Source organism: Mesorhizobium sp. P2_D6, assembly GCF_056404315.1.
In genome coordinates, this window is record NZ_JBFUEG010000008.1 from 311403 (window position 1) to 333783 (window position 22381).

The window sequence follows — 22381 nt, forward strand, 5'->3', positions numbered from 1 at the left end:
TTCCATGAACCGCTCTAGGAAAGCAGTAGCGCCTCGTAGCCGGCACACATCTGGGCCGGCGAGTACTTGTCCTTGAGCCGCCGACCGGCCGCCGAAAGCCTGGTCATGAGCTCCGGCCTGGCGATCATCTCGGCAAGCCCCGTGGCCATGCCGGCGGCGTCGGCCTCGACGAAGATCGCAGCCGGTTCGCCGTCTTGCGCGGTCAGCACCTCGCGCATCACCGCAAGATTGTTCGCCACCACCGGCAGCCCGGAAATCGCCGCTTCGACGCAGGCAAGACCGAAGGTCTCGCTCGTCGACGGAAAGGCGTAGACATCGCCCGCCGCCAGGAATTCGAAAATCTGTGCCGGCGGAACTTCGCCGACCAGATGCAACCGGTCCGCCACGCCCCGCTCCCTGGCAAAGGTGACAAGCGTCTCGAGTTCCGGTCCGACGCCGGCAAGCGCGACATGAATGTCGGACAACCGTGCAAGTGCCCCGACCAGCGCGATCTGGTTCTTCGTCCGCGTCAGGCGTCCGGACGAGACGGCAAGCCACGCATTGCCTGGCAAGCCGAAGCGGGCGCGCACAGCAGCCTTGTCGAATTGCTCACGCGGCGCCGATACACCGTGATCGATGCGATGGAGTCGGCGCCGGTAGGCATGCGGATAGTGATCGAATTGGGCTTCGGTCCAGGCCGAGTTGACGATGTTTGCATGGTAAAGGCCGGTCACGCCCATAAGCTTGTCGATCTGGGAGAGCAGGCCCATGGTGCCCTTGGTGTGCGGTGCGCCGCTCTGGTTGGCGACGATGTGCCTGACCCCGGCCAGTCGCGCGCCGATCGTGCCGAAGATGTTGCCATAATGCTGATAGGTGATGACGGCATCCGGCCGCGCCTTGCGCAGATAGCTCACCAGTCCGATGGTCGCCCGGATCTGTCCCGGCAAGCCTTTTGGCGGCTCGGTAAGGATGAAATCGGCGCTGGCGTCGTGGTCGAATGCGTCGGTCTTCCGGTACATGAAGACGGTGCGGACATCATGGCCACGCGCCCGCAATCCTTCACCCACCATGTCGGAAACGCGTTGCGCACCGGCCGCCTCCGCCTGCGTCTGGACCTGCACGATCTTCACGTGCGGTCTCTAAGCACAGGACGGGAAACGGCTGCCGCCTTGCCCATCGCGAGGCCGAAGATGGACGGGTTTATGCCTATTCGGCGCCGCGCGATCGACACTGCGAGGGCAGTCCAGGCAATCACCGTTCCGGCGATGGTGACCGCCGCGCCGACCGGCCCGAAATAGTAGGTCGTCGCCGCCGTCGCGGCGAGCCCCAGCACGTTGACGATGATCAGCACCTTGAACAGTGCATGCTGGAGGCCGGTCAGTTGCAGCAGTATCTCGATCGGGCCGCAAGCGGTGGCGAAGGTCGCGCCGATGCCGAAGATGACGAGCGTCGTACGCATGGTCGGCGTGTCATAGGCCGGATTGAAAATGGACAGGATGAAGCCGCCGAAAAGCCAGAACGCCGCCAGCACGCAGAGCGCAATGGCGAAGCTGCCAAGTGCCGCAAGGCTGGTGATGCGCTGCACATGCGCCCTGTCGCCGCTATAGAAGGCGCTCGAAATCTGCGGCGCCAGCGCCTGGTTGATGCCGTTGAGCGCGAGCGCCACGAAACGGGTTGTCCGGTCGGCCACGAAGATGGCGCCGGCCGGCACCGGCCCAAGGATCATGGCCACCAGCAAGGTGCTGACCTGGCCGAGCGCCGGCGGCAGCGAGGTGACGCCCCACAGGCCAAGTGTCACCGTCTTGAATTCCTGCTTTTGCGCTGGGCTGAGCGGGCCGCGCTCGGCGCGCGCGGTTTCGCGCAGCAGAAGCACCGTCTGTGGCACGACCGAAAGGATGAGCAGCCCCGCGGTCAGAAAGGTCGCTGCGACCGCACCCATCTCGATACGCAGGAAGCGGCACCCGAGCATGGCGGCAATGGTCGCCGCCCGCCATATGATATCGCGCGGCAACAGGCCGTAAATGAGTGCATGCTTGGCGCGGAAGGCGCCGGAGGTGAATTCCGACCAGCCGAGCGAGAATGACAGCACCGCGGCAGCCAGGCACAGTGATAGCCATTCGGGCGTGCCGCCGCCGACGAACGGCAAAAACCCCGCTACCAGGATGAGCAGGCTGGAGACGACAAGCCCGAGCAGCGCCACCAATATGGCGCGCGCCATCATGCCATGCGCCGAATTGAGGTCGCCGAGGCCGGCATATTGCGGCCAGAACCTGAGCACGGTGCTCTGCTGGCCAACCGATGCAAAGAAAGAAACCAGGCTGGCGCCGGCATAGGTGGCGCTGTAGAGGCCGAACTGCCGCTCGTCCATCACCATCGCCACGGCCACGAACATCAGGAACGACAGGCCGGCACTGGCGAGCTTGATCACACCCGCGACCGCCCCGCTCCTGGCGAGCGCGGGGATGGACATGCGCATGTCGGCTGCCGGATTGCCGCTCCCAGCCATTGCGGCTTTGTTGTCGCTTATGTTGTCATCCAAGATCGGCTCCCGTGACGACCGGCAATGGCCTTGCCCCCGCGGCAGCCGAACCGACCCTGAAACCTGTCTCTGAATAGAACAAAAACTCCCGCAAGCGCCAGTGCCAACGCGACGAATGGTTACTGGCGCCCCTGCATACAAAGGTGAAACGCTTTGGTAACCTTAACGAAGGGCTAACGATAATGGGAAATAGTGCGAGGTGTAGAGTGATGTGACTCTGCAGAGGAAAAATGATGAGTCCTGCCAGCATCGACGATCGCACGCTTCCACCGCTGTTTGATATCGCGGCGCTCTGGGCGATTCTTTGGGGCCGTCGCCTGATGATTTTTGTCATTACAGGTGCCGTGCTGCTGCTGACGGTGCTCTATCTCGCCGTGACCAGCCCGAGCTACACGGCAACAGCCTCGATCCTGATCGACCCGCGCGATTCGCGTTCCACCAATTTCAACAATGTTCTTCCCGGCATCGGCTCCGACAGCGCCGCCATTGCCAGCCAGGTCTTCGTCATCGAATCGCAGGATCTGCTGGGAGATGTATTCGACGGTCAAAAGGTGGAGAACGACCCCGAATACTCGGGCCGCGGCCTGGTATCGCGGCTGTTTTCCATATTCGGATCGGACAAGAAAGCCACGCGCGACGCGACCTTCAAGCGCTTTCAAAAAGCGGTGACTGTGGAGCGCGAAGGGCTCACCTATGTCATCAATGTCAGCTTCACCTCGAAATCGCCGGAGACGGCCGCGCGCATCGCCAACGCCATCGTCGAGCGCTACCGGACCGGTCTTGCCGGAGAGCGCGAAGGCGCCAACAGCGATGTGAACTCCCTCCTCAACGACCGGATCAAGGGCCTGCAGAAGGACGTCAGCGACGCCGAACGCGCGGTCGAGGATTTCAAGACGACGCACAGGATCGTCGACCCGACCGATGGCGGCACGCTGCAATTCCAGCTCGACCAGCTGACGACGCAGCTGATCACCGCTCAGGGCGACGCCGACCAGGCAAGGGACCGCTACAATCAGGCGCTTGCCGTGGGCAGCTCGCCTGCGGGTCTGGCCAGGCTGGCGGAAATCCTGTCCTCCAACTCGGCCATAAAATTGCGCGACGACTATAACCAGCGCGCCGCCGAACTCGCCAATCTCGAAACCATGTATGGGCCGCGCCATCCGGCGATCGCGCGGCTGCGGTCCGAGCTTGAGCGGATGAACCGGCTCATGGGTGCCGAGGCCGACCGCATCAGGCAGCAGCTGAAGGCCAGCTACGATCTTGCGGCGCAAAATGTCGGCAAGTTGCAGGCCAAGCTCGAAGCCTTGCGCCAGCAGTCTTCCGACTCGAGCCTTGCCCAGGTGCAGCTGCGGCAGCTGGACTCCAAAGCCCAGGCCGCTCGCGGCGTCCTCGACGACTATCTGAAGCGCGCCAAGGAAACCTCGCAGATGGAGGGCGTCCAGACCTCCGAGGCGCGCACGATCGCCAAGGCTTCGCCGCCACTGCAACCGACCTGGCCGAAGCCGGCCCTTCTGTTGCCAGTGAGCGCGGTTCTTGGCCTTCTCGCCGGATGCGGTCTCGCTCTGGCGTTCGGCCCGGTCCGCCGGCCCAAAGACGAACCGCAAGCGCCCAAGGAAGAAGTGGTGCCGGCGGTCCAGCCGAGGCAGGACGCACGGCGTGCCGCTGCCCAGCCGGCTCCGCAGCCGCTGCCGGCCAGTCTAGGCGAATACCGCGTGCCGGCCAGCGGTACGGCGCTTTCAGGCATCAAGGCAATCAGGGCCTCATTGTTCCAGGACGGCGACGAGGCGCTTTCGCGCGACGTGCTGAAGCTGATGCGGCAGATCATCCTGCGCCTGCACGACCATCCCAAACCCTTTGTGCTGGCGGTGTCCTCGACGCGCGGCAGCCTCGAGGCAAGGCTTGCCGGCGCATTGATTGGGATCAGCCTGCAGCGCGTCGAGCAGAACGTGCTGGTCGTCGAGATCGAAGGCCAGCCATCCGCTTCGGCGGACCACGGCCCCGGCATATTCGTCGACAGCGCCAGCGGCCTCAGAACCGCCATCTGCAGCCCGCAGGGGCAAAAAGGCGGCCGGACCTTGGGCGACGTCCTGACCGAGGCTGGAAATGCCTTCGACTTCATCCTCGTCAGTGCCCCGGCCTTCAGCGAAAAGGCGTGGTCCCCGGAGTTTTTCACGCCGGCCGATCTGACGCTTCTGGCGCTGACCCTGTCGGAGCAGGCAGCCGACGCTGCCACCCTGTTGGTGCAACGGCTGGGCGTCGCCCAGATCGGACGCAGTGCCACGCTGGTGATCGCCCCGCAGACCGTGGCGACTGGCGCGCGCACGCCTGTGCAGCCATCCGATGCCGGCGACTGGCGCCGCAGCTCGGCTGCGAGGAGCTGATCCGTGCCGGCGGAGCTGACATCGCTGCCGGTGATGTCACGGCGGCAGGCGCTCGCTCTGGCCGGCGGGGCTGTGCTTGCCGCCCTCCCCTTCCCGGCCTCCGCCACGACGACCGCGCGCAGCATTCCGTCACGTGGCTTCAATCTTCCGGGATGGCTCGATCGCGAGGCGGGGATTGCTCCCGCCACTGCGACGCTGGAAAAGCTGCGCCAGTCGGGGTTCGAAACCATCCGCTTGCCGGTAAACAGCGATCTTATCTCGGCCGGCGACACGGTCGGGCTCCGCCGCATCCGTGACGGCGTCGCCGACCTTGCCGGGCTGGGCTTTGCCGTTCTCGTCGACATGCACCCGTCCGCCGACCTTCACGCCGCTTTCGAGCGCGATCCGGCAGCCGCAAGCGAACAGGTTGTGCAGGCGTGGACGGCCTTGCGTCCCGTCATCGCCGATCTGCCGGCGGCCTCGGTCTATCCGGAGCTGCTGAACGAGCCACCGATGGAGCGCGCCGTCTGGCTGGCGCTGCGCGACAGGCTCGCCGAGACGCTGCGCGAAACATGTCCGCGCCACACACTGGTCTGGGGCCCTGCACGCTTCCAGGGCATATGGGAAATAGCCGATACGCCGCCTCTGGCCGACGACAATCAGATCGCCGCCATCCACTTCTATGCGCCTATGGCGTTTACCCATCAATGCGAGAACTGGGATACGTCGCCGCTCGCCCGCATGGCCAACCTGCCCTTTCCCGCGACAAGGGAGACTCCGGCGGTCCGCGAGCTCATTGCAAGACTGCGCACTGCTGGCGACGAAGAAGCCGCTTCCCTGCTCGAGAACGAACTTTCGAACCCATGGACGGCGGCCGCGATTGCTTCGAACTTTGCCGAGGCCGCACGCTGGTCGGCGGCTCATGACTGCCCGGTGATGCTGAACGAATTCGGCGTGCTCAATTTCTGCGTCGATGCGCAAAGCCGCGCGGCTTGGGTCCGCGCCGTGCGCGAGGCCGCCGAAGCCAACCATATCGGCTGGACCTATTGGGAGCTCGACCAGGGCTTTGGCTTCATCCCCAGCAGGCAGAGCACAGAAGGCTTCAACATTTCGATGATGGCTGCCCTCCTGGGCGGTGAGGCTGCTGGGCAATGAGCGTCACCGGAGCCTATCCGCCAGTCGGCCTGCGCGCGCAAAGCCTGGCAGCCCCGCGCGACGCACTGCTGCATGTCTGCGTGTCGCTGATCGTTGTTGTCTTGACGGTTTCGGCCTTTGCCGTCTGGACCCCGTTCGGCATTGCCGCGACCTTCCTCCTGACGCTGATTGTGTCCAACGCCCTGCCCGCGGGCGTTCCCGTCCTGATCATCTGCGCCTTCCTCTACCAGAACCTCGTGGTCACCTGGTACACCCCTTACATCCCAGACAACGATACGTTCGATTCGCTGCGCGGTACCAATTTCGTCATCCTGATGAGCGCCTTCGGCATTTTCCTTGCCGCGTCGTTCCAGCACCGCGTGCGCGCCCTGATCGAATTGCGCTTCTGGCTGCTGCTCAGCCTCGTGCTCTGTGGAACCATCACCTTCTATCTCGCCCTGGGGGTCGTGCACGGTCAGCCCAAGGACGCGGTCGTCTATTTCCGCAACACGATCACGCCGCTTGCCTGCTTCCACATCGCCGTGCTCGCCGCCAGCCTCTATCCGGTCGACCTGCGCAAGAGCATGTTGTGGCTCGGTGCCGGCGCGGTCGTCTACGGATATCTGGAATTGATCTTCACGATGAATTTCCTCAGCCTCTTCCATGGCGACCTTTACATCGAACGCAGCATATCGCGGCAGATCGAGACCGGCGTCTGGGAGAAGGCGCTACAGGAGACCGGCTTCGTTTTCCGTGGGCTTGAGGACGTGATGACCACGACTTTCTTCAACACGCCGTTCTTCAACGACATCCTGCCCAACGTCTTTCGTGTCGGCGGCCCGAATTTTCATCCGATCAGCTATGCCTATGCCCTCAGCATCATATCGGCCTGGCTGCTGTTCAAGGGACGCTGGCTGCTGCCCATTGCGGCCTTGCCGCTGCTGCTCGTCATCGGCTCCAAGGGCGCGACGTTCCTGCTGCTCATCGCGCTCGCCATGCGTCTGATCTACAGCCCCTCCCGTGCCGGTTTTACGCTCACCGCCGTCATAGTCCTGGCTTTAGCCTGGACGACCGCGGCAATCGGCTATGGCGCGACGCATGGGGACTATCACGTGCTTGGCCTGACGGCCGGCCTGCGCGACTTCCTGGCCAACCCGCTTGGACAGGGACTGGGCTTTGGCGGCAATTTGTCGAGCACCAGCCTCAATCTCAGCTGGGCCAACGCCCAGGCGGAAGGTGTCGCCTCCGTTCCCGTCGAAAGCGCCGTCGGCGTTATGCTCTATCAGATGGGCATAGGCAGCTTTGTCTTCTTCGGCTTCCTGGCGGCGCTCGCCATGGCGGCGCGGCGGCAGCTGATCGAAACCCGCGACCCAGATTTCCTGTTCGGCTTCGTCGTCATCGTCACCATCTCGGCCAATGCCGTGCTGCAGGAAGAAGCCTTCTACTCGCCGCTGGCGCTCGGCTTCTGCCTGCTGCTTGTCGGCGTGTCGCTGGGCACGCGCTGGCGCGAACTGGCGATGCAAAGAGCAATTACGGCCCAAACACCACAAGCTCGGTGAAGGTCAGGTCGCCGGGCGCCGGCGGCTTCGGACCCTTGAAGTATTTTATCCCCCGGTTGGCGAAGTAGCGGCCGAACAGGCCAGGGATAGGCTCCTTGGCGTCGACGAGGCAAAGCAGGATCCCCCTTCGCAAGACAAAACGCCCCACGGCGCCGGCACACCGGCTCAGATCCGCCAGGGAGCGGCAATAGACGATCTGGGCGCAGGGGATAAGACCATGCAGGATTCGGCGCGGCATCAACACCAGCGGAGACGCCACCCCGTCGCAAATACAGACCAGAGAGATGCAGCCCAGCACGGCGTGTTCCAGGACGATGTATCTTTCGCCGTCGGAGAGCATCGCCAACTCGGCAAGGTCGGGACGAACCTCAAGCACCCGACACGACCACCGCACCGAACTCAAGGCGGGCAGGAAGGCAAACTGTCCATTGGAAAAAAGCTGAAAGCCGAGCGCCTTGTTGGCCTTCAATGTCGCCGGCGCCGGCGAAATGTTCGTGAAGGTCACGTCCCTGCGCCTGAGGATCGCCCAAATCAACTTCATGGCTTGGGGACGGTACCCTTCGTCCACCGTCCAACTGGAAATGTTGCAGCGGATTTCGTCGCCTTCCCGGCCAGGGAAGCGGGCGTAGAGTGTCAGCACGACGCCAACGATCCGGCCGGCATTCTCCAAGGCAAAGCCGTATTGTGGAAAATCGGCGACGACGGGACGTTGCGACAAACGGGCAAGCGCCCGCATCCAGTAATTGCGGCTGCGTTCTGGAAAGCCCCGGAGCAGGCAATCGGCTACGCCGTCCCAATCACCCTGTTGAATTGGCCGGCAGCTGAGATCGGGAGGAACGGTACCAAATACTGCCATAGTCGATCCGTGAACACGATCCGATTACCAGATCCATTCACCCCCAAGCCCCCAATAACGCAGGACGATTAACAATCTGCTCTGTCGTCGGAAAATATCCCCGCTATAGCGCCGATGATGGCCTGTCTCGGCATCGATTGCAGGGTTGGCAAGGGCGTCACCTGCCCGCCGCGTGCCGGCCTGCATTCCTGCCGGAAAAGATGCAGCTGCCAAGAAATGTCCCTTCCAGCGCATTATAGCCGTGATAGCCGCCGCCGCCGCCGCCGGCCACCTCGCCCGCCGCATAGAGCCCGGCAATGGGCTCGCCATTGCCGTCGAGAACCTGCGAATTGAGGTTGGTGTGCAGGCCGCCCAGCGTCTTGCGCGTCAGGATGTTGAGGCGCACCGCAATCAGCGGCCCGTGCTTGGGGTCGAGTATCTTGTGCGGTTTGGTTACCCGGAAGATCTTGTCGCCGATGTAGTTGCGGGCGCCGCGGATGGCCGTGACCTGCGCGTCCTTGGTGTAGGCATGCTCGACCTCACGGTCGCGCGCCACGATCTGCGCCTTGAGCCTGTCATAGTCGAGCAGATTGTCGCCGGAGAGCGCGTTCATGCCGGCGACCAGATCAGCCAGATTCTCGCGCACGACGAAGTCCTCGCCCTTGTCCAGAAATGCCGCCACCGACGGCGGCGCCTTGCCGCCGCGCCGGTTCTTCAGCACGGCGCGCCAATCCTTGGCCGTAAAGTCGAGGTTCTGCTCGGAGCCCGACAGCACGAACTCCTTCGAGGCGATCGTCTTGGTCAGCACGAACCAGGAATAGTCGTGGCCGGTCGACAGGATGCGCTTCAGCGTGCCGAGCGAATCGAAGCTCGGGAAGAACGGCGCCTCCATGCGCTGTCCGAGCGCGTCGAACCATAGCGGCGACGGCGCCGACAGCACGCGGATGCCATGGTTCGGCCAGATCGGATTCCAGTTCTTGAGCCCTTCGACATAGTGCCACATGCGGTCGGCGTTGATGACGGCGCCGCCGGCTTGCTGGGTGATCGCCACCATGCGGCCATCGACATGGTGCGGCACGCCGGCAACCATACGTTTCGGCGCCGGCCCGAGCCGCTCGACCGGCCAGACCTTGCGGACAAGATCGTGATTACCGCCGATGCCGCCGGAGGTGACGATGACGGCACCGGCCGAGAGTTCGAAATCACCGACGACCGTGCGGTTCGATTGCTTGCCGCGCTCGACGTTGGACGCCTCCAGGATTTCGCCCGCGACGCCGGTGACCGCGCCGTTGGTCTTGATCAGCCGGCTGACCTGATGACGGAATTTCAGCGTGATCAGCCCCTTGGCAACGTGTTCGCGCACGCGCCTTTCGAACGGCGCGACCACGCCCGGCCCTGTGCCCCAGGTCAGATGGAAGCGCGGCACCGAATTACCGTGGCCATTGGCCAGCGCGCCGCCGCGCTCGGCCCAACCGACCACCGGCCACCAACGCATGCCCATGGCGTGCAGCCAGGGCCGCATCTCGCCGGCGGCGAAATCGACATAGGCCTCCGCCACTTTCCTTGGCCAGTGATCCTCGGGCCGGTCGAACTGGGCCGAACCCAGCCAGTCCTGCCAAGCGAGGTCGCGGCTGTCCCTGATGCGCAAGCGGCGTTGCTCGGGCGTGTTGACCAGAAACAGGCCGCCGAGCGACCAGAATGCCTGACCGCCGAGAAAACCGCCGCCTTCCTGCTCGACGATGATCACGCGCTTGCCGGCATCGCCGAGTTCGGCGGCGGCGGCCAGACCGGCCAGCCCGCCGCCCACAATGATTGCATCCGCGTCAGCCATTGTCGTAACTCCTGTCTCGCCTTTGCGATGCTGCCCTGGGATCGTCGCTTGCCACTCGGCACTATCCCAGCAGCGCGTTCCAGATGATACGCGGCAGTTTCAGGACGCTCGGTTTGTAGTGGAACTCGGTGATCAGCCGGCCGACGATGTGCGCCCTTTTGTGGGTCAGGAACCATGCCGGTTTCGGCATGATGCGGAACGGCGCTTCGAGCACGCTGCGTTCCGGTTTGTCGAACAAATAGGTGTTGTGGACGACACCGATGCCGCTCTGCACGTCATCGAGCGTGTGGCCGGGATATGCGCCCCAGGTCGGCCGCAGCAGCGCAAACAGAACGCCGCTCCAGGAATTGATGCCGATGCCGCCATAGCGCAATTCGGCAACTATCTCCTCGAAGTGCTGCCGGCCGATCTCGGCGATCGTCTTGGGATGGATGAGAATGTTGGCGGCCAGGGTGCCGTGCAGCTTTTCATTGGCGTAGGCGACCGCGGCGCGCAGGTAGGATTCGGCGTTGCCCGCCGGCAATCGCATGACGCTGAGCGCCGGCGCAAACACCTCGGCGTTTTCGAGATAGGTGTCCGTGCCTGACCGGAACGGTACCACCACGCAGGCCGGCCCGCCGGGCCGCTCGAATTTCTGCACGCTATCGGCATGCGCTTCGAACGCGGCGAGGCGCTCGGTGGCACCGGGATAGTAGGCTGGCCGCGACGGGGCCGCCTGCATCACCTTCTCCAGCGCTGCCAGCAGCGCATCGGATTTGTTCCAGCTCTCCGGCAGCACCAGCATCTGGCAAGCGATGCAGTTGAAGCCGGAATTGTTGAGCTTCTGGGTTGCGATCAGTTCGGCCTGGTAGGCGATGTCGGCGTTCGACCATGGGCCGGGCACCACGATGGTCGGCGCCACGCCGCCAAGCTCGGATGTGATACGCCTTCTGTTCCCCGGCGTGCCCGCAGCCTTGTTCTTGCGACCCTCCTCGCCGGCACCCCAGACGATCGCGTCGTGCGAGGCGGCGGCACCGGTGATGTGGATGTCGTCGACCAGATCGTGATTGCACAGATAGGCGCCGACATCGGCGCCGCCGCGCACGATGCGCAGCGCGCCGAATTCGATCAGCGGCCGCAGCGCCGGCCGCAGGAAATCGATGAGATAGTCGTTGACCGGGTTCATCTTGAGCAGGACGACCTGGTGTTCGACGAGCAGCTTGTGCAGGCAGTCGAGCGGCGCGATCGAGGCGACATTGCCGGCGCCGAGCACGAGGCCGATCTTGCCCTTGCGGCTCCTCGCCGGCGCGTCATAGGCCGAGGCGGTGTTTTCGGCCAGATTGGCCTTGGTCACGCCGGGCTGCATCCATATCTCGGCCTTCAGACCGGTGAACAGCACCTTGTCCCAGACCGAGTTCGGAACCACCGTCACCGCCACCTGCCCGTTGGGCAAGGTGCGGACCGGCAGCCCGTCGAGGAAGGTCTTGCCCTCCATCAGGCTGAGCGTGTGGATGAACTGGTTGCAGCCATCCATCAGCGCCGCCGGGCCGGCCAGCCATTCCTCGCCTTCGAGCGACGAGCCGGTCGGGATGCCCTTCTTCCGGGTGGCGGTCTTGACCCAGGCCTCGGCGACCTCGCGGACATGGTCCTTGACCTGTCGCAGCAGCGCGATGCGCTCGCTGTTCGAGGTCAGCGCCCAGTCATCCTTCCTAGCGTCGAGATCGGTCAGCGCGAGGTCGAGTTCGGCTGCCCATTCAGGCTCGGTGGGCTGGGTCTTGATTGCCTTGGCGACCATCGTTTCTTCCTCCCACTTCGATTTTACGAAAACGGCAGCGCGGCCCATTGCGCGACGATCTTACCGCCGGAATAGACCTGGATCGAACCGAATTGCTGTAGCACGAATTCGCTCTGCGTCGGACGCAGGAAGGCGTAGTCGTCGGGTCCGATATTCGCGTCGTCGGGCAGCGCCATGAATTGCTGATTGGTCGAAAAGCCGAACGTCTTGTCGGCCTTCATCCCGGCGGGATGGACAGGCTTGGCCATCCACTTGCCGCCATAGAGGAAACAGCCGCGGCGCGGCAACAGTCCGAGTTTCTGCAGCAGCCAGGAGCGCTCGTCGAGGCCCGGCAGCTGGACATCGACCACCTTCAGGATCGGCGTCGCGATGAAAGCGGCTGGCTGCAATTGGCTGAGGCTGGACACGTCGAAATCGGTCGGCAGCACAAAGGCCGATCCGATGGACAATTCATTGGCGCCGACCCAGCTGTCGTAGAGCAAAGCGGTGCTGCTGCCGCCAAGATTGAGGATCTTGCGCTGGTCGGGCGCGAGGCAGCCGACATACTGGCGAAACAGGCTGACCGCCTTGGCGCGTGCTTTGGCCGGTCCGCCGAGCAGTTTGGGGATGTGGCCGATATGCGCCTCATAGGCCATGACGCCATCGCATTTCAGCCGCGGATAATTCGCCCGCGAGGCAACCGCCCGAGCCAACGCGTCGGGATCGCTGATACCGCCGCGATGCAGGCCGACATCGACCTCGAAGCAGATGCGCAGCTCACGGTCGAGCTCAGTGGCAAGTGCACCATAGGCGGCAAGCCGCTCCTCGGTGTCGATCAGCCAGACGATGCGCGACGTCGCTTCGCCAAGACCGGCGAGAACACCCTTGGTCAGTGCGTGCCTGGCGCCGGCGACTGGCATCGGCTTGCCAAGCAGGAGATCGACATCGGCAAAGTTCCGCAGCATTTCGGCGCTGATCGGCAGATGGAAGCTCATCAGCCTGTGGGTCGAAAACGCCGCGCGGATGTGCTCGATGAGCGGCAGGCATGGCAGCGACTTGTCGACGAGGCGCAGGTCGAGGCCGGTGGCGAACTTCGCCTTGATCGCAGCGATGTTGTGATCGAGCCGGTCGAGATCAAGCACCAGGCAAGGCTGGAAGATCCCGGCCGCCCTGAGTGCGCCGGATAGGTCAGCGAAATAGGTGTCGGTCAGGCTCATGCCGCGACGCCGAGCAGCCTTGCCATATAGGGCGACACGAAACGGTTGTCCGGGTCCATCTCGCGGCGGACCGCCATGGCATCGTTCCAGCGCGGATAGAGCGCGCTCAAGTCCCTCGATGTCAGGCTGTGCATCTTGCCCCAATGCGGGCGGCCGCCCCGCTTCCTGAAGATCGGCTCGGCGGCGTTGAAGAATGCCATCGGATCGCGCTCGACGCCGTGATGAATGGCGATGGAACAGGTCGGGCGCTTGTAGAACGGGCTCAGCCAGATGTTGTCAGGCGCGACGACGCGCACCTCCATCGGAAAGTAGACCTCTGGGAACCGCGTCTCGAGCATAGCAATGATCTCGCCGAGCGCCGCCGCCCCCTCCTCGAACGGAAGGTGGTACTCCATCTCGTTGAACTTGACGTTGCGCTCCGAGGTGAAGACCTTCAGCCAGTCCTCGACATAGTCCTCGGCCGGCACCTTGGCGAAGGCCGAGCCGATGAGACGGCGGCGCAGCCAGGGGAACCATGTGAGATAGTCGCGCAGCTTCCTCAGCGTGGTGACGGCATCGTCGTCTTCCGTCGGCGGCCGCACCGTCGCCGGCGCCTCGGTGATGTCGCTGGCGATCAGCAGCGCCTGGCCGGAGAACGGCACGTAGTAGAACTCGGCCGAGCGATGCGCCGTCATGATGCTTTCGAATTGCGCAAGCACGTCGGCAACCGGCGCCGTCCAGCGGCGGTGCCGCATCCGGTAACTCGCCATATTGCGGATCGTCACTTCGGTGACGGCGCCGAAAGCGCCGAGCGAGGCGCCCATGGCATCGATCATGTCGGAGCTCTCGGCTCGGTCGAACTCCTTGACCGCGCCACGCCCGTCGACGATCTGCATCGCCTCGAGCTGCGTATGATAGGCGCCGAGCGTGATGCCCGAACCATGCGTGGCGGTGCCAAGCGCGCCGCCAAACGCTTGCTTGTCGATGTCGCCCATATTCGGCAGCGCTTGGCCGACGCCGTGCAGAAGTTTTGCCAGCGTGCCGATCTTGGTGCCGGCGCCGACCCTCGCCGTCAGTCTTTCGGGATCATGCGCCTTCAGGCCTTCGAAGCGGTCGAGCGACAGGATGGTTCCGTCATTCTTGACCAATGGCGTGAAGGAGTGCCCCGTGCCAGCGAAACGAACCGGTCCCGGCGAATTGCGAATGGCGACGCTCAACGCTTCGAGAGTTTGCGGTTCGGCAAAAGCCTGGGGCGTGGCCGTGACATAGCCCGACCAATTGCTCCACTGGCTGATAGTCTCTCCCACAATCGCCTCCCTGGGACCTCCGGTTTGACCGGTCTTAACAGCCGCATGGAATAATATGATACATAGTCAGCTTTTGGATATGATACATTGTCAGCTTTCTGTCAAGCTGGCAATCGAACGGCAAGCGCCCAATGCGCTGCGCGGCCAGTCCTATTCCGGCAATCTTTCGGCACGCCATGCTTATGAAGCCGGGCTGCTCGACATGCTGGCCAGCGACTATCATCCGGCCTCGATCCTGCCCGCCGTGCTCGGCCTGGCGGAACTGCGCGGAGGCAGTCTTGTGGCGGCGGCAGCGCTGACGAGCGCCAATCCGGCGACAGCGCTAGGCCTGACCGATCGCGGCGCCATGGAGCCTGGACTTCTGGCCGATCTCGTGGTGGCCGATCGCCAGCCGGTGGCGCGGGTACGGGCGACATTCCGTGCCGGCCGCATGATCTATAGCGACGGCACGCTGGGCCGGCGCCGGGATGACGGGGCATAAAGTCCAGCCCTGTCACGCCAGCCCGAACGTCTCCACGGCGCGCATGATGCCGCGCAGTTCGGCGAGGCCCTTCAGGCGGCCGATCAGCGAGTAGCCGGGATTGATCCTTGTCTTGCCGATATCATCGGCGAGCAGATGGCCATGGTCCGGCCGCATCGGGATTTGCCAGTCGGCGCGGCCTTCTCTATGGCGGCGCGCCTCTTCCTGCATCAGCGCCAGGATGACATGCGCCATGTCGGTGCCACCCTCGAGATGCTCGGCCTCGTAGAACGAGCCGTCCTTCTCGATGGTGATGTTGCGCAGATGGGCAAAATGGATGCGGTCGGCGAATTCCTTGACCATGGCGACAATGTCGTTGTCGGCGCGCGTGCCGTAGGAGCCGGTGCAGAACGTCAGCCCGTTGGCCTGGCTGTCGACGGCATTGAGAATGAAACGTGCATCCTCAGCGGTCGAAACGACGCGCGGCAGGCCGTAGAGCGAGAACGGCGGATCGTCGGGGTGAATGCACATGCGCACCCCCTCCTCTTCCGCCACCGGAATGATCTCGCGCAGGAACCAGGCGAGGTTGTCGCGCAGCTCCTTCGGCCCGATCCCGTCATAGTCGGCAAGCGCCTCGCGAAAACTCTCGCGATCATATTTGCGCTCGGTCGCCGGCAGGCCGGCGATGAGGTTGCGCTCGATCTGGTCGATCTTCTCGGGCGGCAATTCCTTGAGCCGCTTCTCCGCCTCGGCAATGCGCGCCGGCGTATAGCTGTCGGCGCCGTCTTGGCGCTTCAGCACGAACAGATCGTAGGCGGCGAAATCGATCGCATCGAAACGCAGGGCATAGCCCGTCGTCGGCAGCCGGTAGGCAAGGTCAGTGCGGGTCCAGTCGACCACCGGCATGAAATTGTAGCAGATCGTGGCGATGCCGGCCTTGGCCAGCGCGCGGATGCTATCGCGATAGTAGCCGGCATAGCGCTCTCGTTCCGGCGCGCCGATCTTGAAGGAATTGTGGACCGGGATGCTCTCGACGACCGACCAGGTCAGTCCGGCTTCCTCGATGATGCGCTTGCGCTCCAGCACTTCGGCTTCAGGCCACGCCCTGCCGTCATAGATGTGGTGAAGTGCCGAGACAACGCCGGTGGCGCCAGCCTGCTTGACATGATCGAGCGTCACCGGATCGTCGGGTCCATACCAGCGCCAGCATTGTTCCATTTTCGGCTTTCCTTCTGCGAGAGGTTGGCAACTTATTGTTGGACCGCGACGGGAGTCGATAGAAAAGGAAGGAGTTTTTAGAAATGACGGATTTCGAGGGCAAGGTGGGCCTGGTGACGGGTACGACCGGCATTGGTCTGGCGACCGCCAAGCGCCTTGCGGCCGGCGGCGCTGCAATCATCGCCTGTGGCATCGACCGCGCCGCCAATGCGGCGATGAAAGCGCAACTGGAAAGCACTGGAACCTCAGCGCTGGTCATCGACACCGACGTCTCAGTCTTCGACCAGGTACGCGACGCGGTGGCGGCTGGCGTGGCGAAGTTCGGCGGTCTCGACGTCATCGTCAATTCGGCAGCGGTGCATCCCTACGGTACCGCGACGACCACCGATTGGGAAACCTGGAACCGGGCAATGACGGTCAATGTCGGCTCGATCTATCTGACCGCGCATTTCGGCATTCCGGAAATGATCAAGCGCGGCGGCGGTGCCATCGTCAACGTCGCCTCCGTGCAGGGCTTCGCCTGCCAGCAGAACGTAGCCGCCTACGCCACCACCAAAGGCGCCATCCACACGCTGACGCGCTCGCTGGCGCTCGACTACGCGGCCGCAGGCATCCGCGTCAATTCGGTGAGCCCCGGCTCGATCCGCACACCGATCCTGGAGAAGGCCGCGCGCGGCGAGAGTGGCAGCGATGCCGATCTCGAAGACGCCTTCAAGCGCTTCGGCGCGGCGCATCCGCTCGGCCGCATCGGCGAACCGGAGGAAGTGGCGGAACTCATCGCCTTCCTGTGCTCGTCGAAAGCCGGTTTCTGCACCGGCGCCGACTACAAGATTGATGGCGGCCTGACGGCAGGCATTGGCGTGAAGTAAGGCTGTGGTGGCGTTCTGCACGCTTGCCGGCAATCGCGAACCTTGTCCGATCGCCCTATAGCTTCCACATCCGCCTGGCATTGCCCGACAGCAATTTCATCCTCTCCTCGGGGCTGGCGCCCGCGATCAGCGCGTGCGTCGCCGCCACCCAGGTCGCGAGCCCTCCGCCAAGCGTGCACACCGGCCAGTCGCTGCCCCAGACGACGCGATCCCAACCGAAAGACCCGATCGTGTGTTCGACATAGGGGCGCAAGTTCTCGACACTCCACGAGCTGGGGTCCGCATAGGCCACGACGCCCGAAATCTTGCCAATAACATTGGGGCGCCGCGCGATCTCGGCCATGTGCTCGCGCCATGGGTGCTCGGCGCGGCCTTTGATATCGGGCACGCCGCAATGGTCGAGAACGAACTGGACGTCCGGCGCGAGATCGGCGAGTGCAATCGCGCGTGGAATCTGATGCGGCAGGACCACGAGATCGAAGGTCAGCCCACTGCCGGAAAGCCGTTTGATGTTGTCGCGAAACAGCGCACTGTCCGAAAGCTCGTCCGGCATGACATGCAGCACGCGGCGGAACCCCTTGATGAAGGGATCGCCCTGTTGGCGTTCGAGATAGGCGGCAAAACCGCTCTCCTCTGGACGACAAGCGGCAATCGCGCCGCGCAAAAGACTACCCGCCTGCTGCGACTGCGCCTTGACATGGCTGGTCTCGGCCTCGATGTAGGCTTGATCGACATCGACCTCCATATGCAATGCCGCCTCGATGCCGGCGCGGCGGGCCTGCGTCGCATACTCCTCATGCGGGAAATCGCGATTGAGCGCCGGTGCGCCGGCAAGCCAGGGATAGCGCAGCGCCGACAGATCGATCAGGTGCAGATGGGTGTCGATGATCATGCTTTCCTCGCGAGTCGATTTCGTATCGTCGCCAGATATTCCAGGCCTGGTTCAATGCCGCTTCGGGATCTCTTTGTCCTCGAGCAGCAACGTCAGCCCCATGGCAACGAAGTAGAGCGCCGCCACCCAGATGAACATCACGTTGAACCCGCTGGAGTAATGGTCGAGCACCACTTCGCGGATCGCGCCCGGCAGGCTCGACGCGAGGTGGGGGGTCAACCCGTTCAGGCCCTGCGGCAGCAGGGCTGCGGCATCGGCGGGGAGTTCGGCAGTCTGCCGGTTCAGGGCCCAGATCATCACCGCGCCATTCAGCGCCAGTCCCAGTGATGCCCCCAAGGTCCGCGCCTGGGTGATCAGCGACGTCACCGCGCCGATGTCCTGCAGGGGCGCCGCCGCCTGGATCGCCACGATCAACACCTGGAACTGCAGACCCATGCTGATGCCGAACACAGCCATCATTGTCGCCAGCACCCAGATCGGCGTGTGCTGGTTGGTGACGATGAAGCCCAGCATCAGGAACCCGCCGATAGCCATCGCGACCACCGGCATCCATTTGTAGCGTCCGGTTGCGGCAATCACGCGACCGGCGACGATTGAGATGACCATCGACGTCAGCGACGCCGGCAGGAACAGGAAGCCGACTTCGGCCGGGCTTAAACCCGTCAGCGTCTGCATGTAGAGCGCGAAATAGAAGAACATGCCCAGCGTCACCGTTCCGGCGACCAGCGACACGCCGGAGACGATGCTGACCGTCGAGTTGCCGAACAGCCGCAACGGCACGATCGGTTCTTCCGCCCGGCGCTCCACCATGATGAACAGGACGATGGCGACCAGCGCAACCAGCGGCAGCGCGAAGGTGATGAGGTCCGGCCCTGTCGGGTCGAGCACATGATAGCCCCAATAGACGATGGCCGTCGTGCCGATGGCGAGCAGCGCGCCGCCGAGATAGTCGATGTGGTGCTTTCTCTCGTTGAACCGGCTGCGCATGGCGAAGGCCAGCACCGCCATTACGATAATGCCGATCGGCAGGTTGACCAGGAACACCCAGCGCCAGCCGAACAGGCTGGTGATGTAGCCGCCGGCCAGCGGACCGAGCACCGACGACAGCGCAAACACTGCCGAACTATAGCCCTGGTATTTGGCGCGGTCGCGCGGCCCGAACAACTCGCCGATCATGGCGAAGGCCGAGACCATCAGCCCGCCGCCGCCGATGCCCTGCAGCACCCGCGCGGCGATCAGGCTCTCCATCGACCAAGCCATGCCGCAGACCAGCGACCCTACGAGAAACAGGCCGATCGCCGTCAACACGACATTCTTGCGGCCATACATATCGCCGAGCTTGCCATAGAAAGGCGAGACTGCGGCGGTCGACAGCAGATAGGCGGCACCCACCCAGCCGAACAGATGCAGATTGCCGAGTTCACCGGCAATGGTGGGCAAGGCGGTGACGACGATCTGGATGTCGATGGTGGCCATGAACATGGCGATCAACGCACCGAAATAGACGACCAGTGTCGTCAGATCAGGCCTGGCTTCGGCCTCCACGGGCGCCGCATCCGGCAGCGTCTGGTCGACAGTCATCGGGGTCTCCGTAACTTGGGGCGCGATTTATGTGCCCACGGCCGAGAGGTGTCAAATAGGCGATAACGCCATGCCTGGACGCAGTCCGTCCGGTTAAAAGGAAGAGCCCCAGCGGACCGTGCAGTCGTGGATGATCGTCGCGACCTGTTCCGCGGGGTCGCGCGCGATCAGGTCGACGATGCTGTCAATGCAGCCGCCAGACTGCCCTCGTCCAGCGCCGCTACAAACACCCGCATGGCTTCGATACGGTCCATCTATTCTTTCCGGATGCGCAACATTGCGGCCAGATCCTCAACGAGAAATCCGGTTCTGGCAACAATCCATCGACCCTGACGACTATGCCGATATCGGGAAGGGTTTCCGCCGCGCGCCGGGATTCAGCCGATGCGGGAACGCTTTCGCATGCCTGTCTATGCCGGTGTACGGACCGGCCGGCATGAGTGGGTTCCTGCGCCCCGCCGGGTATGTTTCGGCAGGGCGCAGAATGGGCCGGTACAACGGCCCATTTTCAATCAATCCTCAACGGATTCCTCCTCAACGGGTGCCGGGATCGCATCCGGTAGGTTCTGCTGTCCAACCCGGTCGGCAACGAGCATCGAAAGCATCATTTCCACAAGGCCGTTGGCGGCCCCCTTCCCGCCACCGGTGGCGCCGATCTGGATCTGCGGCACGAGCGGTAGCCTGCCATTTTCGATCGCCTCGGCGAAGCGCATAAGAACCTGCGAGTTGAGCTGATAGTCCGGGCCGCCGAAGGCCGCGACCTTCTTCTCGGTGGCCTCGGCCTCCGCCAGACCGAGGGCACGCACCTTCTCGGCTTCCGCAAAACCGGTCGCCTTGATGCGCTCGGCATCGGCAAGCGCGATAGCCTTGATCATGTCGGCCTCGCCCTGGCCGCCGAGACGCACCTTCTCGGCCTCCGCCTTGGCAGTCACCTGAATGGTTTCCGCCTCCTGGCGGGTGCGGGCGAGTTGCGCCTTGCCCTCGTTCTCACTGATCTCGATGGTAAGTGCGGACGTCGTGATCTTGGCTTGCTGTTCGGCGAGCGCCTCCTTCTCACGCAACGTGCGTTCCTGAATGGCCGCCTTCTCGTGCAATTTATAAGTCTCGACCTTTTCGACTGCGATCTGGCGCTCGCGCAGCTGGATCAGGATCTGCTCTATGCTGTTCTGGCCATTGGCAGCACGGGGCGTACCAATCAACACTTCCTGCAGCTCGAGGCTGTAGGTATTGAATTTTTCGCGCATCTCCTCGCCCGATTTGCGCTGGATATCGCTACGCTCCTGCAAAAGCTGGATCAGCGTCTTTGTCTGGGCGATATTCTTGAAGTAGGCAGAAACCATCGGATCGAGCGTTTGTTCGACCAGCCGCTTGATGTCACCGAAACGCTGCACCACGAGCGGCGCCTTCATATAGTCGATATGCACAACGACGGAGAGCGGCAGCACAGGCTCGAACGCATCCTTGGTGATCAACGACACTTCAGACAGGTTCTCGTCAAGCCTGTGTTCGCCAAACTGCTCCTTCGTCCATTTGAGCACGAAGTTGGTGGTCGGCACTGTGATGATTTTGCCGGCATAGGTATTGAACGCATACTTGCCTGGCAGCAGCGGCGTTGACCAGACACCCCGTGCCCCGATTTCGACGAGCTCGCCGTGACGGTATGCCTGCCCGGATATATCCGTGCCGTGGCGACCGTTATAGGAGACGACGACACCAACCGTGCCAACGTCAATGATCGTCTTCTCGACCAGTTCGACGGTCGCGAAAATGCGATTGAGGAAGTAGCTGCCGTCGGCCAGCACCTGCAACTGCCGGCCACGGTAGCCACCGGCTTTGAGAAACTTCTCCGGGTCCTGAAAATTGTTGTGGAAGTTCGGATCGTTCGGATCGTTGGCGACGGTCGGTGCGATGATCTCGCCGTCCGGCAGGGCCGGACCGTCATGGATGGTGACGATGCCGATCATGTCATCGGAATTATGGATGACGACCGGCTCAAAGCCGCCCCGCTCCGAGATCATGCTGGACATGTTGGAAAAAAGGCTTTGTTCCGACGAGCTCAGATTGACGGCATAGATCGACTGGGCGGTCAGCACGATGAATTGTGCGAGATTGATGGCATAGGTGCCTTCACGCAAGATCTTGCGCTGCGGCCCTTTCTGTCCGCCTTTTTCGAGAAAGCCGCGAACATCCTGGAAATCATCGGCGTCGGTGTTGGAAGCAAGTGTCTGCGTCGGAGGCAGCGGTTTGCCATCACGGGCAAAGACATAGCCGATCTGACCCTGCGGGATAGTGACAAGATTGGCGCGATGCATCGAATATTGGAACGGCATGAAGAAATGCAGGCCCCGCGCACGACTTCCGGCTGGTAGCCTGCCTCACGGTTGAGCGCGATGAAGCCATTGCTGATGGAACCGCGAAAACTCCATAGTTTTTCCAGGATGCCGAGCCTGTCGTTTGGGATGTAGCGGACCACGCCGCTCCACCAGAGCAGGATTGCAAGCACGATGACCAGCACGGCGACCTCGACCGCCGTCCATTCGATCGGGCCGAGATATTGTAGGGCGTCCATCTCTTCTCTCCTATGGGGCGCGCGGGTTCGTTCACCCGAGGGTCACCCGGTTGGTGTTGATTGATGAAACGGGGAGACTGCGCACCAAAACGCTCGACGCACTTAGGGCGTGTCGAACGTTTGGGCTGCTCATTGTGTGGAAAAACGACCGCGCGTCCCGAGTCCCCAGTGAAGGGAGGCGTGGCCGTGAGCTATCTCACATCGGTGTTGCCTTGATAGACACTACACCAAATGACGTAGGCATAGCGCCAACGGGTTTAAAGATACTTCGCGCGAAAACCGAATAATTATTTCCAATG

Annotated in this window: 14 protein-coding genes and 2 pseudogenes; 5 read left to right on the forward strand and 11 right to left on the reverse strand. The window is 63.2% G+C overall.

The annotated features are described in order from the left end of the window. Window positions 1-14: 14 nt before the first annotated feature. The gene (locus tag AC1D1L_RS19445; RefSeq protein ID WP_477343072.1) at window positions 15-1109 is read right to left on the reverse strand and encodes a glycosyltransferase family 4 protein; all 1095 of its coding nucleotides are present in this window, start codon (window positions 1107-1109) and stop codon (window positions 15-17) included. Next, window positions 1106-2518 (reverse strand): lipopolysaccharide biosynthesis protein, encoded by a 1413-nt coding sequence (locus tag AC1D1L_RS19450; RefSeq protein WP_477343073.1) that lies wholly within the window; start codon window positions 2516-2518, stop codon window positions 1106-1108. Before AC1D1L_RS19450 ends, AC1D1L_RS19445 begins: the two co-directional genes overlap by 4 nt. A 233-nt stretch (window positions 2519-2751) precedes the next feature. Here AC1D1L_RS19450 and AC1D1L_RS19455 point away from each other — a divergent pair, with 233 nt between their 5' ends. From AC1D1L_RS19455 to AC1D1L_RS19465, 3 genes are read left to right on the forward strand one after another with little or no spacing between them, the layout of a single operon-like run. Beyond that, a complete protein-coding gene (locus tag AC1D1L_RS19455; protein WP_477343074.1) occupies window positions 2752-4899 on the forward strand; it encodes a GumC family protein in 2148 nt (715 codons plus the stop codon). A 3-nt stretch (window positions 4900-4902) separates the two neighbouring features. Then, window positions 4903-6033, forward strand: a complete 1131-nt coding sequence (locus tag AC1D1L_RS19460; RefSeq protein ID WP_477343075.1) for a glycoside hydrolase family 5 protein — start codon at window positions 4903-4905, stop codon at window positions 6031-6033. Further along, the gene (locus AC1D1L_RS19465; protein WP_477343076.1) at window positions 6030-7571 is read left to right on the forward strand and encodes a hypothetical protein; all 1542 of its coding nucleotides are present in this window, start codon (window positions 6030-6032) and stop codon (window positions 7569-7571) included. The genes AC1D1L_RS19460 and AC1D1L_RS19465 overlap by 4 nt, the downstream gene beginning before the upstream one ends. Here the strand turns inward: AC1D1L_RS19465 and AC1D1L_RS19470 are convergent. From AC1D1L_RS19470 to AC1D1L_RS19490, 5 genes are all read right to left on the reverse strand, one after another. Beyond that, window positions 7543-8427, reverse strand: a complete 885-nt coding sequence (locus tag AC1D1L_RS19470) for a hypothetical protein (protein WP_477343077.1) — start codon at window positions 8425-8427, stop codon at window positions 7543-7545. The genes AC1D1L_RS19465 and AC1D1L_RS19470 overlap by 29 nt on opposite strands. 157 nt (window positions 8428-8584) lie before the next feature. Further along, window positions 8585-10237, reverse strand: a complete 1653-nt coding sequence (locus tag AC1D1L_RS19475) for an FAD-binding dehydrogenase (RefSeq protein WP_477343078.1) — start codon at window positions 10235-10237, stop codon at window positions 8585-8587. Between the two features lie 61 nt (window positions 10238-10298). Next, window positions 10299-12011 (reverse strand): aldehyde dehydrogenase family protein, encoded by a 1713-nt coding sequence (locus AC1D1L_RS19480; RefSeq protein WP_477343079.1) that lies wholly within the window; start codon window positions 12009-12011, stop codon window positions 10299-10301. Between the two features lie 23 nt (window positions 12012-12034). Beyond that, a complete protein-coding gene (locus AC1D1L_RS19485) occupies window positions 12035-13207 on the reverse strand; it encodes an alanine racemase (RefSeq protein ID WP_477343080.1) in 1173 nt (390 codons plus the stop codon). Then, complete coding sequence (locus AC1D1L_RS19490; RefSeq protein ID WP_477343081.1) at window positions 13204-14493, reverse strand: D-arabinono-1,4-lactone oxidase; 1290 nt, start codon at window positions 14491-14493, stop codon at window positions 13204-13206. Before AC1D1L_RS19490 ends, AC1D1L_RS19485 begins: the two co-directional genes overlap by 4 nt. Before the next feature lie 124 nt (window positions 14494-14617). Here AC1D1L_RS19490 and AC1D1L_RS19495 point away from each other — a divergent pair. After that, window positions 14618-14974: pseudogene (locus AC1D1L_RS19495) on the forward strand (amidohydrolase family protein); the annotation flags it as partial. Between the two features lie 12 nt (window positions 14975-14986). Here AC1D1L_RS19495 and uxuA read toward each other — a convergent pair. Beyond that, on the reverse strand, window positions 14987-16171 hold the full coding sequence (gene uxuA, locus AC1D1L_RS19500) for a mannonate dehydratase (RefSeq protein ID WP_477343082.1): 1185 nt from the start codon (window positions 16169-16171) through the stop codon (window positions 14987-14989). An 83-nt stretch (window positions 16172-16254) separates the two neighbouring features. Here uxuA and AC1D1L_RS19505 point away from each other — a divergent pair, with 83 nt between their 5' ends. Then, complete coding sequence (locus AC1D1L_RS19505) at window positions 16255-17040, forward strand: SDR family NAD(P)-dependent oxidoreductase (RefSeq protein WP_477343083.1); 786 nt, start codon at window positions 16255-16257, stop codon at window positions 17038-17040. Between the two features lie 55 nt (window positions 17041-17095). On the opposite strand, the gene AC1D1L_RS19510 is transcribed toward AC1D1L_RS19505, so the two are convergent. From AC1D1L_RS19510 to AC1D1L_RS19520, 3 genes and pseudogenes are all read right to left on the reverse strand, one after another. Continuing rightward, entirely contained in the window at window positions 17096-17932 is an 837-nt protein-coding gene (locus tag AC1D1L_RS19510) for an amidohydrolase family protein (protein WP_477343084.1), read from the reverse strand. Between the two features lie 51 nt (window positions 17933-17983). Then, complete coding sequence (locus tag AC1D1L_RS19515; protein WP_477343085.1) at window positions 17984-19513, reverse strand: MDR family MFS transporter; 1530 nt, start codon at window positions 19511-19513, stop codon at window positions 17984-17986. A gap of 512 nt (window positions 19514-20025) precedes the next feature. Further along, window positions 20026-22082, reverse strand: a pseudogene (locus tag AC1D1L_RS19520) (SPFH domain-containing protein). Window positions 22083-22381: the final 299 nt, after the last annotated feature.